A 17,500-nucleotide genomic window follows, 5' to 3' on the forward strand; every position below is an offset into this window, starting at 1 on the left:
CTCCTCTGTAAAAGTAGAGGGGATCACTAAATTTCTTGGTATCCAAACATCAATCAGTATTTGAGTTAAAATTATTCTTCTGAGTCAATTAGTGACATTTTTGTTGGTATATATTACAATTCCCCTGCATTTTTGAGGAATGCAGGATTTTGAGCTAATTGGAGGAGGTATATTAATGGCAAGAAAGCGTTTTTTGGGATTTATTTCTTTTGTTTTATGTTTCATTCTAACGTCTCCAGGATACAGTTTAAATTTGAACTCGCTACTTCCAGATGAGCAAAACACAGTGACCGTTTTCCATGAGGCATCGCCTAAAGTGGTTTACGTTCATCGGTTAGCAACTGTAACTAATCAATCTTTAAAAAAGATGGAAATACCTGCGGGGGCGGGTTCTGGTATTGTTTGGAATAACAGTGGTTATATAGTCACAAACTATCATGTGATAAAAGGGGCTGACAAGTTGGCAGTTACTTTAGACAAGTTGACGGTACCCGCAAAAGTAGTTGCTGCAGAGCCACGTAAAGATATTGCTGTGTTAAAGATTGATTCACCCCAAGCACTAGCCTTGCTTAAAGGATTTAAGCCATTTGAAATAGTACATCTTAATGATCTGATGGTGGGACAAAAGGCGATCGCAATAGGTAATCCTTTTGGTCTCGATCATAGTTTATCTAAAGGAGTTATTTCTGCATTAGGAAGAAAAGTTCCAGGTATTGGTGGAGTGACGATTCACAATATGATTCAAACGGATACACCAATTAACCCGGGTAATTCAGGCGGTCCATTATTAAATAGTGCAGGGCAATTAATTGGTATGAACACCATGATTTATTCTAATTCAGGTTCATCTGCGGGAATTGGTTTTGCTGTCCCTGCTGATGATATTGAGCGTATTGTGACGCAAATTATCAGGAATGGTCGTGTTGTGTTATCTGGAATCGGTATTCAAAGTGTTCCAGCGAGTATTGCTCGTCGATTAGGAATACATAAAGGGATATTGATTGCCGATGTTTTACCAAACACACCCGCGAGTAAAGCGAATTTGCATGGTACTCACAAAGATGCTTGGGGTCGTATCCAGTTAGGTGATATTATTGTAGCATTAAACGGCCACGCAGTTCGAAACTATGATGTTTTGTACAACATGCTCACTGAAATCAAAGTAGGTGAACGAGTAACCGTGTCTATTCAGCGCGGCAACAAACAAATGGATGTAACGATGAGAACAATTGATGTAGCTGGAATTCAGACATAAACAACGTGGTTCGACGTCAAGGTATTTCTATATCTTTACGTTGCTAAATGAACGTTATCCCATAAAATGTGTAGCTATTTTATGGGATCTAATTCTAAATTAATTCAGTTCGATATAAAAAATAATGTTTATTTTCATATCCAACTTGCATAAAACAACAAAGTCATAATGGGCGAGATAATACGAATTTTTGCGTGCTGAATTATGATTTGATACTAGGGAGAATAGGGATGTTATTAAATAAAGACGATTCACTTTTATTATTAATTGATGTACAAGAAAAATTAACGCCAGCTGTACTTAATAGTGAAGCATTAATAAACCGTTGTGAATGGTTATTAAAATTAGCACTAAGACTAGAAATTCCTGTTCTGGTTAGCGAACAATACCCCCAGGGTCTTGGTTCAACGCTTAAGCAATTTCATCCCTATTTTAATCAACAAGCATGTATTGATAAAATATCCTTTTCTTGCATGGGGGAGTCAAAATATACAGAGCGTTTAAAGCAATTTCAAAAAAAGCAGCTCATCCTTATCGGTATTGAAACCCATGTTTGTGTTTTGCAAACTGCACTGGAAATGAGAAGTGAAGGTTATGATGTTTTTGTTGTTGTTGATGCGGTAAGCTGTCGTGGTGAACAAAATATGAAATATGGGTTAAAAAGAATGAAACAAGAAGGAGTTCAATTAGTTACTTCTGAAATGGTATTTTTTGAATGGCTAAAAAAGGCAGGTACTCCCGAGTTTAAGATATTAAGTAAAGAATTTTTTAGTTAAATAGATTACCAGGTGAAAAAAATCTAAAATAAAGTATGCTTTAAAACAACAAATTTTTGTTTTGCCTGGGTATTTCAATTCATGGAGAGTAGACAGTGAATTTTTTAAATCAAGTTGTTTTAATTGCTGGCGGTGCTTCGGGAATGGGGAAAGCTTGTGTACAATACCTTCAGCAGCGAGGGATGCGTGTTGTTGTTTGGGATAAACAAGTTGATGAACAAAGTGAAGCAGATTTATTTATTAGTTGTGATGTCACTCTTGATGAATCTGCAGAAAAAGCAATGCAACAGACTATAGAACAATTAGGCGTGCCTCGAGTTTGTGTTAATTGTGCTGGAATTGCACCTGCCAAGCGTATTGTTGGGAGAGATGGCCCCATGCCATTGGCTGCTTTTAAGCAAGTCATCGATGTGAATCTTATTGGTACTTTTAATGTAATGAGGGTAGCTGCCCATGCAATGAGCCGCCTGGAGTTGGAAAGTAAATCTCTGGAGCGAGGCGTGATCATTAACACTGCTTCGATTGCTGCATTTGAAGGCCAAATTGGCCAAGCTGCTTATAGTGCTTCGAAAGGTGGGGTTGTTGCTATGACTCTCCCTGCAGCCCGTGAGTTAGCCCAGTTTGCAATTCGTGTAAACACTATTGCACCGGGTTTGATCGCTACACCAATGTTGCTAAATATGCCCCAAGAAGTACAAGATAACTTGATGACAACAATGACTTTTCCTAAACGTTTTGGAAAACCCAGCGAGTTTGCAGCTTTGGTCGCTCATATTATCGAAAATGAAATGATGAATGGGGAAGTGATACGTCTGGATGGCGCTCTCCGCATGCAGTGATCTTGCTGTCAGTGTTGCAAATGACAGGGGAATATAAAGTGATTCCCCTGTCATTCATAGAAAACAGCTAAACGTCTACCATTCTAATTGCTTCTGTTTGGTATAACTTTACCTATCGCTTCGAGATCAACCTGACCAATTGATTTTAAGTCTCCTTTAAACCTTTGTGAGGGATAAAGGATCACGAGCTTTTTTTAAAAAAATAACTCAACATTTAGAATATTCTCAATGTCAAGATAACATGCTACATGGCTTTATCCGATACGCAATCCATTGTTTTTTTTCATTTTTAATCAACGAGGATGGGTTCTTTTAACATCTTCTCTGCAATTTTATCGCTATCAACCTGATAATTGCCTAGTGCGATTTCAGCCTTAAAATATAAAACACGAGCTTCATTTATTTCTGAAATTTCTTTTAGGGAGTTTTTTATTGCTTCAATTTGTTTGGAGGTTTGATGGATACTGACATGTGATGAGGGGGCATCTGCTAGATTATTAACATCTTCATGTATTTTCTTTAAATGTTCCTCTATTTCTATTGTTTTCACAGAATCTATATCACTGATTGGATTAAACATAATTTATCCTCAAGCATTTCGACTTTTATATTTATCGGCTTTCTTTAAAAAAACTTTAGATATTTTATTGATTTCTTTACATGTTAATGCTTTCTCAAATTTCTTTCTACTTGATTGTTCTGAGTTTTTTGGGGGAATGATTCTTTATTTGTAACAAGACCAAGTATAGAAAGTATATCATTATCCCAGTTTGAACGAAAACCGATAGATTCTGGAGTTCATAAAACACTTATCTATAACGCGCATTAGAACTTTTCCGGGATGCAATCATTTATCAAAACCATCCCTACTTGCAAAAAATAGTAAAACACTTAGTATGCTCATTTTTGTTGAAAATCAGATATGTCAATTTGAGGAGTATAAATGGTGATTCGTTTCGGTTTTTATATAGTAGTTTTGTTGATTTTCCAGATATCAGCGTATGCTGAAAGCCACCACCCACAGGAATTTTTAAAATCAATTAATGGAACTAAAAATGAAGGAGAACAAATTTATAACCATTTCTGTGTGAATTGTCATGCAAAAAAGCCTTTAATTTCTATAGGTGCGCCAAGAATTGGTGAAAAGGACGATTGGGAAACGCGCTTAAAGCAAGGGATAAGCATTCTTTTTAAACATACAAACGAAGGTTTGAATGCAATGCCCCCTAGAGGTGGATGCTTTGAATGCACTGATAACCAGCTCATGTTAGCGATTCAATACATGCTACCTAAACATTCTGAACAAGAATGATTTACCTCTACATTAGTTCATAAAAAACACAAAAAAGCAAAAAAAATTACAAAAAAACCTAAACCTATTTTTAAAACTCCCGATAAATAAGATAAACAAGAGGGAGAAATAAAGTGAAAAAATATCTCGTGTTAGTTCCAGTATGTGCATTAGCTGCATCTTGTGCTTCTATGGATCGATCAGTGCCTATTGTGGATGACGCAGGTTATACTCACTATACAATGAGCATGGGTGCTGATCAGAAAGGGGCTAATTATTTTCCAGTGAAAAGAGAAGCAACTGGAAAAAAAGTTATCGTATTTGATCCAAAAGCAACGGCATGGGCCGCTTACGATAAAGATGGGAATCGGGTGAACACTGGCAGTGCTTCCGGGGGTAAGGACTTTTGTGAAGATGAAGGCAAGCCCTGCCATACAGTTACAGGAACCTTTAGTATTTACTCCAAGAAAGGTGAGGATTGTACCTCTAGTATTTATCCTCTTGAAACTCATGGAGGGGCGAGAATGCCATATTGCATGCATTTCCATGGAGGATATTCTATCCATGCTGCATACGAAGTACCCAATTACAACGCAAGCCATGGCTGCATTCGGGTTTTGCCGAGTGCCGCAAAATGGCTAAATGAAGATTTTGCTGATATAGGAACAACGGTAATTGTAAAACCCTATTAATACACTAAATTAATAACATGGTTATCTCCTATTGCCCTGCAAATGCAGGGCTTTTTTATTTTTAAAAAAGCAGAAACACTTATTGACACATCACAAGCTGAACTTCCCTAATTCTGACACCCTATTTATTCATATTTTTTTGTGGTGAATTTGCATGGACTCTACTGATTTTTAACACGAACAACTTGCTAATAACCGATCTGGCATTTACTATCATATTTTTTTAAATCGGATCTGATTAAGTTATGATTCTATGTATTGATGTTGGAAACTCACATATTTATGGCGGTGTTTTTGATGGCGATGAGATAAAGTTGCGTTTTCGCCATACATCTAAGATAAGTACGTCAGATGAATTGGGTATTTTTTTAAAAAGTGTCTTGCGAGAAAATAATTGTTTACCAGAATCAATTAAACAAATCGGTATTTGTTCTGTTGTTCCTCAAATCGACTATTCTTTGCGCTCGGCCTGTGTCAAGTATTTTTCTATAGAACCCTTTTTATTACAAGCAGGAGTTAAAACAGGATTAAATATCAAGTACCGTAATCCTGTGGAAGTTGGGGCCGATAGAATTGCCAATGCAATTGCCACTACCCATCTTTATCCCAATCAAAATGTGGTTGTTATTGATTTTGGTACGGCAACTACTATTTGTGTGATTAGTGCACAAAAAGCCTATATGGGAGGAGCCATTTTACCCGGAGTTAGACTTTCTGTAGATGCTTTATCAAAAAATACTGCCAAATTGCCAGCAGTGGAGATAATAAAAATTGAGAACTCAATAGGACGATCAACGATTGAGAGCATACAGTCTGGCGTTTATTATGGTGTTCTTGGAGCTTGTCGTGAGCTGATTGAACGTATGACCCAAGAGGTTTTTGGTGCAGAAAAGACGCTGGTTTTAGCTACTGGAGGATTTGCGTCATTATTCGAGAAGCAAGGCCTATACGATCATTTAGTTCCAGATCTGGTACTTCAAGGAATACGCTTAGCTGCATTGATGAATAATTGATTTTGATAAGTTGTTTTCCTGGTTCTTAAGAAGGCAAGGAAGCTTTCCCGAAAACAAATACATAAACAAATACATAGTTAATTACTTTAAATCCTATAATCTACCCTTTTTTAAATCCGCTATTTAAAACCCACTTTTATTTAATATTTTGAATTTGCTCATTATTTTACTATATAGATTTTTTTTTAATCGCTTATTTTAATTTCATTAAATAAATTACTTAAAAAGCAATTTTTTATCTTGACGCATGGAGAAATGTGTTTCTATAGTGTATAAAAGTGGAGTAAAATAATAAAAAAGTGGAGAATTGTGGAGGAATAAAAACCTTCACATACAGAAAAGCATGTTTCGGGGAATCAATGCCATTACTATCGATACAAAAGGACGCTTGGCCATTCCAACGCGTTATCGAGCGGCATTGGGGGCTGATGAAAAAATTCCTTTAGTAGTGACTATTGATACCGAAGAAACATGCTTATTGCTGTATACAGCAGCTCAGTGGCAAATCATTGAAAATAATTTGCAAAAACTACCTAGTTTTAATGCCGCTGCACGAAGAATACAACGTTTATTGATTGGTCATGCAACTGATGTCGAAGTAGATACAAATGGACGCGTGTTGCTGCCAACAGTTTTGAGAAATTACGCGCAGTTGGAAAAAGATGTAGTGATGATAGGCCAAGGTAATAAATTTGAAGTCTGGAATAAAGATATTTGGGAAACTCGGCGGGAACAATGGTTGGCTGAGGAAAGCTCTGGAACTTCTGGTTTACCCGATGAAATGAAAACGTTTTCTTTGTAATGGAAACAAATATGGCAACACATCAATCCGTATTATTACACGAATCAATAACAGGCTTAGCTATCAAAAGCGATGGTATTTATTTTGATGGCACTTTTGGACGAGGCGGCCATAGCAAGGAGATTTTGCGTTTTTTAAATGAAGAAGGTCGTTTGTACGCTATAGATAAAGACTTGGATGCCATCATGTACGCCAAGGAGCATTTTGACCAAGATAAACGGTTTCACATATTTCAAGGCTCCTATGCAAAAATCGAACAATTTGCAACTGAAGCGGGTGTATTGGGAATGGTAGATGGAATTTTACTTGATCTAGGGGTTTCTTCACCACAACTAGACAATCCTGAAAGGGGGTTTAGTTTTATGCAGCAAGGTCCATTGGACATGCGTATGGATAGATCTCAACCAATGAGTGCAGCACGTTTTGTTAACGAAGCTGAAACCGATGAAATGACCTCTGTTTTCAAACTTTATGGGGAAGAACGCTTTGCTGGAAGAATAGCAAAAGCAATTGTTACAGCACGAAATATAGCCCCGATTACTACAACTTTGCAATTAGCAGAAATTGTAAAAGAAGCAAATCCCAAATGGGAAAAACACAAACATCCTGCAACTCGGGTATTTCAAGCAATTCGGATTTATGTCAATCAAGAACTCAATGATTTAGAGCGCTGTTTGGAGCAATGCATACATGTTTTGGCGCCTAAAGGCAGATTGGTAGTGATTAGTTTTCACTCCCTTGAAGATCGAATTGTCAAACAGTTTATGAAAAATAAAGAAGAAGGCGCTAAACCACCTCCTGAGGTACCTATACGTTATAAAGAATTAAAAACAAATTTTAAAAGAATAGGTAAAGCCATAATGCCGCAACAAAATGAAATAAGTGAGAACGTCAGGGCTCGAAGTGCAGTACTTAGAATAGGGGAGAAATTAGCATGAACGCTGCAGCGAAAGTGATCAACCAAGAGGGTACTTTATTTCATGGTCAATTGGCAGATATACATATGTCTAAATCATTATACATGCTGATTATTTTATTAATATCTGTATTGATAAGTGCATTGGCTGTTGTTTACAGTACTAATTCATACCGTGTAACTTTAAATCAAGTAGAGCAACAAGAACAGTTTACCCACTATTTACAGTTGCAATGGGGCCAATTGCTTCTGGAGCAAGCGAGCTTGGCTACTCCAGCCCGGGTAGCAGATTTAGCTAGTGATAAGTTACAAATGGTTTTACCAACATCTAAAAATAGTTACTGGTTGCAAGCTCAGCAGTAGAAGTTTTTGTTGCAAACGAGTACCATTGCTACTGGTAATAAATGGTAGATATCCATGAAAAAATCAACCCATCTTAATCGACTTATCATTGTATCTGCTTTCTTTTCGTTGCTTTTAGTTATTTTGGTTTTGCGAATGGTTGATTTAACCGTTCTTCATCGACAATTTCTTCAAGGCCAGGGTAATGCGCGAAGTTTACGGGTAGTAGATATTCCGGCTCATAGAGGGATGATCATGGATAGGAATGGTACTCCTTTGGCAATTAGTACCCCTGTAGAGTCAGTCTGGGTTAATCCCAAGGAGTTTGCGCCAGACAAAGAGCAATTTATGTCATTGGCAGCGTATTTAAATTTTACTCCCCAGCAATTAAGCCGCAAAATAGTAGACGCTGAAAATAAAGAATTAGAGTTTGTTTACTTACAAAGACAATTACCACCTCCTTTAGCGAAGCAAATAAAGGCACTTAAGATTCCGGGTGTTAATTTTCAAAAAGAATTTAAACGTTATTATCCTGATTCCGACAGCATTTCGCAGTTGGTGGGTTTTACAAACGTCGATGATCAGGGGTTAGAGGGCATAGAGCTAGCTTATCAAGACTGGTTAAAAGGTGTTGTGGGTAAAAAGAGAGTAATTAAAGATCGTTTGGGTCGAATTATTGACGAATTAGGAGTAATTAAAGAGCCACGCCCTGGACGTGATATGACTTTAAGTATTGATAGGCGATTGCAGTATTTAGCGTACAGTGAGTTGGGCAAAACTGTAGAAGAGTTTGCTGCAAAATCCGGTTCTGTAGTTGTCGTCGACACTGAAAACGGTGAAATTTTAGCCATGGCTAATGTCCCTTCCTATAATCCAAATTCACGTGGTCGTTATGACAAAGATACTTACAGAAATAGGGCGGTTACAGATACATTTGAGCCAGGTTCCGTAATCAAAACGTTCAGTATAGCAAGTGCCTTAGAAACGGGATTGTTTAAACCTTCAACTATTATAGATACAAATCCTAGCTGGATGGTTGTTCATGGCCATGCGGTACGTGACATCCATAATTATGGTGTTTTGGATGTGACGGGGGTATTACAACACTCGAGTAATGTCGGGGTAACAAAAATGGTTTTGGCAAGCCCTCCAGAACAACTAATCGGTCTATTGCAACGTTGTGGTTTTGGCCAACGCACAGAAAGTACCTATCCTGGCGAAAGTGAAGGTGGAATTGTTAACGCCAAAGATGCTAATCCTTTCGTTTTGGCCACTTTAAGTTTTGGTTATGGACTGTCTGTTACCGCATTACAATTGGCAAAGGCCAATATGATTTTTGCAAATCAAGGAAAACTGATTCCAGTGACTTTGCTGCATAATGATCCTCCCACTCCTGGAGTACAAGTCATAAAACCGGAAACAGCACAACAGGTTCTAAATATGATGGAAGCGGTTATGAAGGATGGGACGGGTCGAGCTGCAAAAGTACCTGGGTATCGTGTAGCCGGGAAAACCGGAACAGCGCGCGTAGCAGGAAAAGATGGATATAAGGATAAAAAATATACCGCTAGTTTTGTAGGTATTGCACCTGTTTCAAAACCTAAATTTGTTGTGGTTGTTATAATCCATGAACCCTCCCGAAAAGGATATTATGCTGCCGCTGTTGCTGCTCCTTTGTTTACAAAAGTCATGTCAGGGGCATTGAGGCTGTTTAATATACCTACGGATGAGTTAGTGGGGTAAATTGGATCTGATCCGCGCAGGCGAGAATTTATTTACAACAGTGGCACAGTGCTGTATAAAAAATAGCCCCTCATCATTCTTAGAAAGACTACGTGGATGGATAAACAATCGAATCTTTATTTTCGAATCGATTGGACTAAGAGCGCTGCTTTTGACTTGAACCCTCCCAGTCGATGTCCCGTGGCATGTCCTAAGGCTCCAATGATGGAGTGGGATTTCTGGATTAAGATGCTGGTTATATAACAATTAGGAACATTAATGAAACTCTCACAATTATTGAAACCTTGGATGAAACAATCGATAATGGATTGTCTGATTACGGGGCTGGAAAATGACAGCCGCCGAATTCATCCAGGAGATTTGTTTATAGCCTATGCAGGTGCTGCAGCTGATGGTCGTTTATTTATAGATAATGCGGTTAGTTCTGGAGCGGTTGCAGTTGCTTATGATCCGGCTGATTTTCCTTTAAACTGCGTACTCCCTGAATCTGTTCCTTGTATTCCCGTACCAGAGTTATCAACACAACTTCCTAATATTGCAAAACAGTTTTATGATAATCCAGCATGTTTTTTAAACATAACCGGAGTAACAGGTACTAATGGAAAAACAACAATTGCCTATCAACTTGCTCAAGCACATCATTTACTAGGTCAAAAAGCTGCCTATATAGGTACTATTGGTCAAGGTAATGTGAATGAATTGCGACTGGTGGATAATACAACTCCCGACTCTTTGTGTTTACAGAAATTATTGCATCAATATAAGAGTCAGGATATGCGGCAAGTATGTATGGAGGTGTCCTCTCATGCACTGGCACAACATCGCGTTGATGCCCTTGAATTTAATCAAGCTATATTTACTAACTTAACTTTAGATCATTTAGATTATCATCATAGTATGGAAAACTATGCCAGGGCAAAGTCATTATTATTCGCCAGAGAGTCCCTGGAGTGGGCAATTATCAATCAAGATGATGCCTATCATAAGATTATGGCTGCTGCAATTAAACCGCAAGTAAAAAAATTAACTTATGGAATACATCAGGATTGTGATGTTAGAGCTAAAAACTGGTCTATGGATATTTATGGCACGGAGATTGAAGTACACTCGCCTTGGGGGAAGCATCACATAAAAATAAAATCTTTAGGGCAATTTAATATTTATAATAGCCTGGCAATATTTAGTAGTTTATTGGCCGCTAATTATATCCCTGAACAAGTAGTTGATGTAATGGCCCAATTAAAAGCCGCACCAGGACGTATGGAAATTGTTGCCCATTCCCCGTATGTTTTGGTTGATTATGCTCATACGCCTGATGCTTTAGAGAACGCTTTAATGACTTTAAATCAATTGAAAAAAGGGCGTTTATGGGTAGTATTTGGTTGTGGCGGTGATAGGGATAAAACCAAAAGACCTATTATGGGGAAGGTTGCTGATAAGCTGGCGGATGAAATTGTTATTACAAGTGATAATCCACGCACCGAAGAGCCACAAATAATTATCAATGAAATTTCAAAGGGTATTGCCCTATCTACTAAAGTAATTCAATTGGTAAATCGTGAGGAAGCAATTGCTTATGCTTTAGATAAAGCAGATGAAAACGACGTTATTCTAATTGCAGGAAAAGGGCATGAATCATATCAACAGATTGGTACTGTGAAACATCAATTTTCTGATCAAGATGTAGTAAGAAGTTTAATCCCGAAATAAATAATCATACGTGTGCTTTTGATTGCGCCTGAGCGATTCTACAGCGAATTTCGCTCAGGCATTGATTCTTAATGTGCTTGATACATCAATTGTTTTAATTTCATTGGTGATATTTCATAAGATCCTGTGATAGCGATCGCCAAAACGTCCCTTTCACCAGATTCATAAACGCAAATTACATCATTATTATATGAATCAGGCACGCCTATACCAGTCATTTTTGCTAAAATACTATTAGTTCTTTCTATAGTTTCGTTCTCTGAGTGTGCTTTTACTGGTCCAATGGCGAAGCTCCAATTTGAATCAGTGTTGTAATGGTTGTTTGCATAACCTATATAATAACCTCGATCAACTATGGTTGCTTTATTAATTCCTATTTTTTGGATTTCACTGAGATCAGGACATACCACATCTTGGGCAAAAGTAGATCCAGCACAAATTAATGCGGCTGTAAAAGAGGCTAACTTTGTTCCTAAAGACATTATAAATACTCCTTTATTTTTATAAAACCGGGTAGAGGTTATCATTTGATTTGCTGATTTACAATGAACTAAGTTAACTTTAATGACATTAAATACAATTATGGCGCACTCTTTATTGGTTCACATACCCAATAAGAGTTTCGTTTTCTCATCACCAAGCGATTCCATAGAATACTGACAAAAATCATGACGGTTTTGATGATGTTTACGTAATTCTATAAACGCCGATTTTATATCTGCAGCTTTTTTTAAATTCAATGTTTCTTCAATGGGGTTATAAAGGGATAACACTGATTCATACCATAATTTATTTTTTTTCACATGAATGGTTTTTATCATCTGAGGGGTGAAAAATTGAGGTATGGGCAACTTCGCAATTTGGTGTAAAGATGCGCTAACCATAGCTACAGCAGCATATTTTGCTTCAATACTGTGGCCTGCTATGTGTGGCGTACAAAGTACCGCTTTCTCAATAATACGGTTATCAATAGTTGGCTCATTTAGATATACATCAGTACAATAAATCAAGGCCTTTGGATCATTAAGCAGGGCATTTTCATCGACAATTCCACCTCGTGCGGCGTTAATAATAATAGCCCCAGGCTTTAATTTATTTAGGAAGTTTTGATTGATTAACTGACGACTGGGGAAGGGTTGATTGTCATGTAGTTCTGCATGAATACAGATGAGATCAGTTTGATACAAATCCTCAAGAGAACAACTTTGAAAAATATTTGTTTCTCGCATGGCTTTCAAGGGATCATAGTGCAATACTTGAAAACCTGCCGCTTGCAATCGTGTAGAGACTTGGGTTCCGACCTTACCCAAACCAATTACACCCGCATTATAGCCTTGAATAAAATGGTGTTGCTCCAGAAAGGCAAGACAGGCAACAACATAATCAGCAACAGCGCGAGCATTTGACCCTTTCGCATCTATGATTTGAATCTGTTTTGAGTTTAACCAGGCGTGATCGAGATGATCAGTGCCTGAACTTGCGGTAGCAACATACCTTATCGAATGATTTTCTAATAACGCTCGATTTACTTTAAGTGTAGAACGACAAAGAAGTACATCCTGTCCAACGAGTAAGTGAGCAAGTTCATTAGCATGGTTATAACGTATTAGGTTAAAAGGCTTAGGAAACGCTTGTTCTAGTCCGGGAAGGGTCGCATCGGCTAAAATGTTCATATATTAAAAACAGCACTTAATGCAACTAAACCCAAATTGATCAATGGTGTCAATATGATACTCAGGGCCCCAGTAAATACTAAAAGTATTAGAATAAAAAATCCGTAAGGTTCAATTTTTTCATAGGCGATGGCTTGTTTAGGAGGCAAAAGACTACTTACTACTCTGCTGCCATCTAAGGGAGGAATAGGAAGCAAATTTAAAGTCGCTAAAATCAGGTTGATCAATATCCCAGCTTGAGCTGTAGCATAAAGAAAAAGTACAGGCATCGAGGAGCCTGGATTAAGCATTAGTGAAATTTTATAACATCCAGCCCATAAAAAAGCCATAAGTATGTTTGCAAAAGGCCCTGCCAGAGTAACAAAAATCATGTCCCGGCGAGGGTGGCGAAATTGCCTCCAGTTAATGGGAACTGGTTTGGCATATCCAATTACAAAATTAAATTGAGTCAAAATACCGACTAACAAAGGAATGAGCAATGTACCTATAGGGTCAATATGGCGTATAGGATTTAAGCTTAAACGACCAAACATTTTTGCAGTGGTATCCCCACATCGAAAGGCTACGTAAGCATGAGCTGCTTCATGTAAGGTAATTGCAAGCAAAATAGGAATAGCCCAAATACATATTTTTTGAATTAAAGTAAATTCCAACATTAAAAATGACTCATAATCAAAGTACTCTGATTCTAACGAATAGTGACTTCAAATAACAAGTAAAAAATAGGTCAAAATATGCTCATCATTGATATTGTTTTTTAAAATCTTAGATTGAGGAGGGGGCGGCGGCTAATCAGGACGACATATCCACAATACGTCCCCATGATTCCAGAGGGGTAGAATGAAACATCCGCAAGACAAAGAAAAATCAGAAATTTATTTAATTTTTACAATAAAATAAAGTGCCTCAAGCCAATAAGTTCAAATAAAATTCAATAAGTTGATTGATTGATCTTGCGGTGATAGAATGCGAGCCAAATTTAACTAGTCTAGGAGAGAAAATGCCATTGTTAAATCAATTATCATCTGAAATGAAAGATGCTTTGGGTAAAGTGGGGGCTCTGTCAACCCAATATGAAATACTGGCTGAAAAAAGCAAAAGTGAATCTCTACGAGATAATCCAGATGCAATTAAGTATGTTGATTCTGTTGTAAAAAGATATAAGTCAGTTAAAGCAACCTCTCCTAATACTTCAGAGTTACAAAGTAAAAAAGACTCTTATCTTTCCCTGCTGAAGCAGCATGTGGGAGAAATCGCTGCTGTATCATTTTCCAAACCAGCAGATATGGCATCTCGATTAAAAGAAGTCGATTATTCTAATGATTCAATCGATGAAATTACTAAAGGGATGGAACAACCTGGAGTAAATGATGATGATCTAGCTACTCTTATTACATCAGTAGTTACTAGTGAGACTTCTTTACTGTCTTCTAATAGCCATCATCATGGGCATCCATATGCACATAGTCACTTCCATGGTCATCGGTAATTAATTTATCAGGAGAGCCATCATGTTAGTGATGAGTGACTGCGCTATTGATCCAGGTGATATTTTGTTTGTAGTTTCTAATAGCAAAAAGCCCTTGGCCCTATTCAAGCAGGCAGCACAATCATTAACAACATCTCGGAGCAAACATGGACATAGAGAAGTCATCTCTGTCTTTGTTTGCACTGGAAAGAATAAATATGGGGTAATTTGTAATAACTTTGAGCGAAAACTCTCCTTGCCCGCTGACTCATTTATTAAAATCCTGCAAGAAAAAACGGTGGAAGAATTATCTGTACTGCTTTTAAATTACTGTAGTAAAGAACTGTCTCTTAATCGACTAAAAGAAGCTCTGGCAACTGGTCCTCGCTGGATGAAGCGATCGGCTAAAAGCATGAAGGGGATAGAGGATAAAGATGAGCTTATCGAACGACTTCTTACCGCATCCAAAGAGAATAAAAAGCGCTTAATCCAACTCCTTGTCACTTTATGGCGTGCTACAGGTCAAGCTGACATTCTACCTGTAGTTAATTCAAGTTTATTACTTTTTAAGCATACTGACAGTAAAATCAGACAACAATTTCTTGATGCTTATTTAGAGCAAGTAAAGCTGACCGAAAAACTTCATGCGCAAGGGAAAGTGCGTACAAGTCTTTGGGTTCTCATTAAATCATTTTTTAAGTGGTCAGGACAAGATAAGAAAGACAGGGAAAAAAATCCCCCTTCAGAAGCTACTTATTGTTCTCGTAATCTAATACAAGTTCTGAATCAAGTAGATCCTAATTTGGTCGATCGTGGTAGACATGTATTACCCAAAGCTTTAGAGGCAGGCCTTAGGGAGGCTACAAAAAGAAAAATGCAGGGAGAAGGTCCGGTTAATCAACAACAATGCGATGATTTTGAAGATCTGATTGCAGCACAAGAACAATTACTCCCACCATTTACCTTGCAGATTTTACCTTCCTCAGGCCGAAAGCTAATGGGTACTTTGCTAGAGGTGGTTGATAATGAAATTATACGAATTGAATCTAAGTGGTGGGCTAATGAAGCTGACAGGAATAAAGCATCTGATTTGAAAAAGCTTCTGTTGCCTTTCCGAGAGCCTAAATTTCAAACATATCCCGTGAATTTGCAGGTTGATACTGGTTTAGAGCTTATTGCAACGTTACTTCCTACACTGCAAAGAAAAACTGGATTTTTAGGAGCGTGGTTTCCTGCAACTTCATATTCTAATGTACGCGCATTTGCACGAACTCAAGGTATTTTTGATGGTGATATTCGTGACATGGCAGAGAAACTAAAATACAAACCTTCCTTAGGCATTACAGAGAACCATAATACTCAAGAAAAAGTGATTGAGCATCCTGATTCCTCTGAAAAAAGCCATATATATATTTTTGCGGATTGGTCATTCGCTAGTTGGTCAACAAATAAACGCGAGCTTTTACTTGAACATATGATCGACTTACTTGCCGCGGGGCATTCTTTATATACCTGGGAGAATGGACAGCTGGTTAAAATGAATAATGGATCTTTGCAAAAAGCGATTAATGGCGAGGATTTTGACGATTTGTTAACTTCCAAGCTTATGCCAGCAACTAGAACTATGTTGGCTCAACAGGCAAAAAAGCAAAAATTAGATACATCAAAATTACAGTTTCTTGACTATAAAGCATGTCAAAATCTCGTAGAGGATCACGAACCGCTTGAAGTCAAACTTGATCATGTTGCTCCCTTATTTGCAACAAAACTTGATGATTATCATTTGGGTCAAGCCAAGCAAGATATTATTGATATTGAGATTGCAAATATCGAGAATAACCAAGTAGAGCTCACCGGACTGCAACAACTCAAAGTGCGTATCGCGGAACAGATGAATGCGAAACAAAAAACATTTCAAAGCGGTATCGATACTAAGGCCTCTGTTTCCCAATCCCAATACAGAAAACCTATATTTAAATCTGTTGATTTAATCACTTTGAACCCATCAAGTAAGTATTACCGTAATGAAGTATATTCTGATTTAACTATTAATCAGACACCATCTTCTCCATTCCAATATTTCGAATTATTAGGAATGAACGCCACTGAAAATCTAGTTCATTGTAAGTATAAGTTCCATGCTCAGGGAATAACAAAAGATTTAATAAAAATTAGAAAACAAGAATCAAAATTGACATTATTTGAAGGAGGAAAGAGTATATGTCTTACCAGTGACTGGCAAGCGCTACCGTCCTTGGATCCGAATGAAAAATTGTTGGATATTGCCATTAAAGGATTAAAAAAAGATGATTTTGAAATAAAATACTCTAAAGAAAATCACCTCTATTATATTCGATTAGTTAAACCCAAGGCCGCTCCTATAGATGCCACAGTTCATTTATTGCTGCGTATGTCCAAAAATTATAGGGCAAATCCTATATTTAATACTTTTACAAAAAAACCAGAGCATCTAGAAATCCATCGTCTATTGATGAAATACCTAAAATTTGGCAAAGATCATGGAAAATTACGTGATTCTATCGGAGTCAGCATCCACACTGGTCATGATTATCTTAATGAAGCGCGAAAATTAGGTATTGCAAGCTGTCGCTTAAGGGCTATTGCATTTAAAGAAGAAATGAAACATTTATACCCCAAAGTCCCTGTTTCTGTTGTCGTTAATTCAGATCATTGTTTTATTGAAATGAAGCTGGATGGATTATGGCAAAGATATTGCCTTGGTGGATATAGAGATACTCCAGGTTTGATGGAATCGATGAAAAAGGATATTTTAACTTCTCTAAGCCCTGACTCTAGGAAGCCTCGGTTTTTTAATGAAAAAAGATTAGCACCACAAGTTAAGGCACCCGTTGAGCAAGTCGCGATGTTTCCTTAAAAAGGGATTTCCGCTTTTGCGATAATGACGAAACTCTTAAGTTAATCGCAGTGGGCTGGACGGGCAACCTGCCTCATCTCGAAG

At 37.6% G+C, this 17,500-nt stretch carries 17 protein-coding genes; 13 read left to right on the forward strand and 4 right to left on the reverse strand.

Annotation, left to right across the window (positions count from 1 at the left end):
• Window positions 1-175 precede the first annotated feature (175 nt).
• The 3 genes from EKG34_RS04190 (at window position 176) to EKG34_RS04200 (ending at window position 2,870) form a co-directional block, all read left to right on the forward strand.
• A complete protein-coding gene (locus EKG34_RS04190; protein ID WP_012978903.1) occupies window positions 176-1,255 on the forward strand; it encodes a S1C family serine protease in 1,080 nt (359 codons plus the stop codon).
• Window positions 1,256-1,485: 230 nt separating this feature from the next.
• Window positions 1,486-2,031 (forward strand): hydrolase, encoded by a 546-nt coding sequence (locus tag EKG34_RS04195; protein WP_003632505.1) that lies wholly within the window; start codon window positions 1,486-1,488, stop codon window positions 2,029-2,031.
• A 95-nt stretch (window positions 2,032-2,126) separates the two neighbouring features.
• The gene (locus EKG34_RS04200; protein WP_003632504.1) at window positions 2,127-2,870 is read left to right on the forward strand and encodes an SDR family NAD(P)-dependent oxidoreductase; all 744 of its coding nucleotides are present in this window, start codon (window positions 2,127-2,129) and stop codon (window positions 2,868-2,870) included.
• A gap of 289 nt (window positions 2,871-3,159) precedes the next feature.
• Here EKG34_RS04200 and flgM read toward each other — a convergent pair whose 3' ends face one another.
• On the reverse strand, window positions 3,160-3,450 hold the full coding sequence (flgM, locus tag EKG34_RS04205; RefSeq protein WP_003632503.1) for a flagellar biosynthesis anti-sigma factor FlgM: 291 nt from the start codon (window positions 3,448-3,450) through the stop codon (window positions 3,160-3,162).
• A 363-nt stretch (window positions 3,451-3,813) separates the two neighbouring features.
• Between flgM and EKG34_RS04210 the strand changes: the two genes are divergently transcribed.
• The 8 genes from EKG34_RS04210 (at window position 3,814) to EKG34_RS04245 (ending at window position 11,379) form a co-directional block, all read left to right on the forward strand.
• Complete coding sequence (locus tag EKG34_RS04210) at window positions 3,814-4,182, forward strand: c-type cytochrome (protein WP_003632502.1); 369 nt, start codon at window positions 3,814-3,816, stop codon at window positions 4,180-4,182.
• Between the two features lie 113 nt (window positions 4,183-4,295).
• Window positions 4,296-4,853 carry a L,D-transpeptidase gene (locus tag EKG34_RS04215; RefSeq protein ID WP_003632501.1) on the forward strand — a complete coding sequence of 186 codons (558 nt, stop codon included), beginning with the start codon at window positions 4,296-4,298 and terminating at the stop codon, window positions 4,851-4,853.
• Window positions 4,854-5,098: 245 nt separating this feature from the next.
• Window positions 5,099-5,866 carry a type III pantothenate kinase gene (locus tag EKG34_RS04220; protein WP_003632500.1) on the forward strand — a complete coding sequence of 256 codons (768 nt, stop codon included), beginning with the start codon at window positions 5,099-5,101 and terminating at the stop codon, window positions 5,864-5,866.
• Between the two features lie 343 nt (window positions 5,867-6,209).
• Window positions 6,210-6,668, forward strand: a complete 459-nt coding sequence (mraZ, locus tag EKG34_RS04225; protein WP_012978904.1) for a division/cell wall cluster transcriptional repressor MraZ — start codon at window positions 6,210-6,212, stop codon at window positions 6,666-6,668.
• Window positions 6,669-6,679: 11 nt separating this feature from the next.
• The gene (gene rsmH, locus EKG34_RS04230; RefSeq protein ID WP_003632498.1) at window positions 6,680-7,606 is read left to right on the forward strand and encodes a 16S rRNA (cytosine(1402)-N(4))-methyltransferase RsmH; all 927 of its coding nucleotides are present in this window, start codon (window positions 6,680-6,682) and stop codon (window positions 7,604-7,606) included.
• Window positions 7,603-7,947 (forward strand): cell division protein FtsL, encoded by a 345-nt coding sequence (gene ftsL, locus EKG34_RS04235; RefSeq protein WP_003632496.1) that lies wholly within the window; start codon window positions 7,603-7,605, stop codon window positions 7,945-7,947. Before rsmH ends, ftsL begins: the two co-directional genes overlap by 4 nt.
• A 54-nt stretch (window positions 7,948-8,001) precedes the next feature.
• Window positions 8,002-9,669 (forward strand): peptidoglycan D,D-transpeptidase FtsI family protein, encoded by a 1,668-nt coding sequence (locus tag EKG34_RS04240; protein ID WP_003632495.1) that lies wholly within the window; start codon window positions 8,002-8,004, stop codon window positions 9,667-9,669.
• Window positions 9,670-9,927: 258 nt separating this feature from the next.
• Window positions 9,928-11,379, forward strand: coding sequence for a UDP-N-acetylmuramoyl-L-alanyl-D-glutamate--2,6-diaminopimelate ligase (locus tag EKG34_RS04245; protein WP_003632494.1), 1,452 nt, complete (start codon window positions 9,928-9,930; stop codon window positions 11,377-11,379).
• 68 nt (window positions 11,380-11,447) lie between these two features.
• On the opposite strand, the gene EKG34_RS04250 is transcribed toward EKG34_RS04245, so the two are convergent.
• The 3 genes from EKG34_RS04250 to EKG34_RS04260 all read right to left on the reverse strand — a co-directional run bounded on the left by EKG34_RS04250 (window position 11,448) and on the right by EKG34_RS04260 (window position 13,708).
• Window positions 11,448-11,861, reverse strand: a complete 414-nt coding sequence (locus tag EKG34_RS04250) for a DUF4949 domain-containing protein (protein WP_003632493.1) — start codon at window positions 11,859-11,861, stop codon at window positions 11,448-11,450.
• 120 nt (window positions 11,862-11,981) lie between these two features.
• Window positions 11,982-13,052, reverse strand: coding sequence for a 4-phosphoerythronate dehydrogenase (locus EKG34_RS04255; protein ID WP_003632492.1), 1,071 nt, complete (start codon window positions 13,050-13,052; stop codon window positions 11,982-11,984).
• Window positions 13,049-13,708, reverse strand: coding sequence for a site-2 protease family protein (locus EKG34_RS04260; RefSeq protein WP_003632491.1), 660 nt, complete (start codon window positions 13,706-13,708; stop codon window positions 13,049-13,051). Before EKG34_RS04260 ends, EKG34_RS04255 begins: the two co-directional genes overlap by 4 nt.
• A 344-nt stretch (window positions 13,709-14,052) precedes the next feature.
• On the opposite strand from EKG34_RS04260, the gene EKG34_RS04265 reads away from it, so the two are divergent.
• The gene (locus EKG34_RS04265) at window positions 14,053-14,541 is read left to right on the forward strand and encodes a hypothetical protein (protein ID WP_003632490.1); all 489 of its coding nucleotides are present in this window, start codon (window positions 14,053-14,055) and stop codon (window positions 14,539-14,541) included.
• A 22-nt stretch (window positions 14,542-14,563) separates the two neighbouring features.
• A complete protein-coding gene (locus EKG34_RS04270) occupies window positions 14,564-17,416 on the forward strand; it encodes a hypothetical protein (protein ID WP_003632489.1) in 2,853 nt (950 codons plus the stop codon).
• Window positions 17,417-17,500 lie beyond the last annotated feature (84 nt).

This window comes from Legionella longbeachae (assembly GCF_004283175.1).
GTDB lineage: Bacteria > Pseudomonadota > Gammaproteobacteria > Legionellales > Legionellaceae > Legionella > Legionella longbeachae.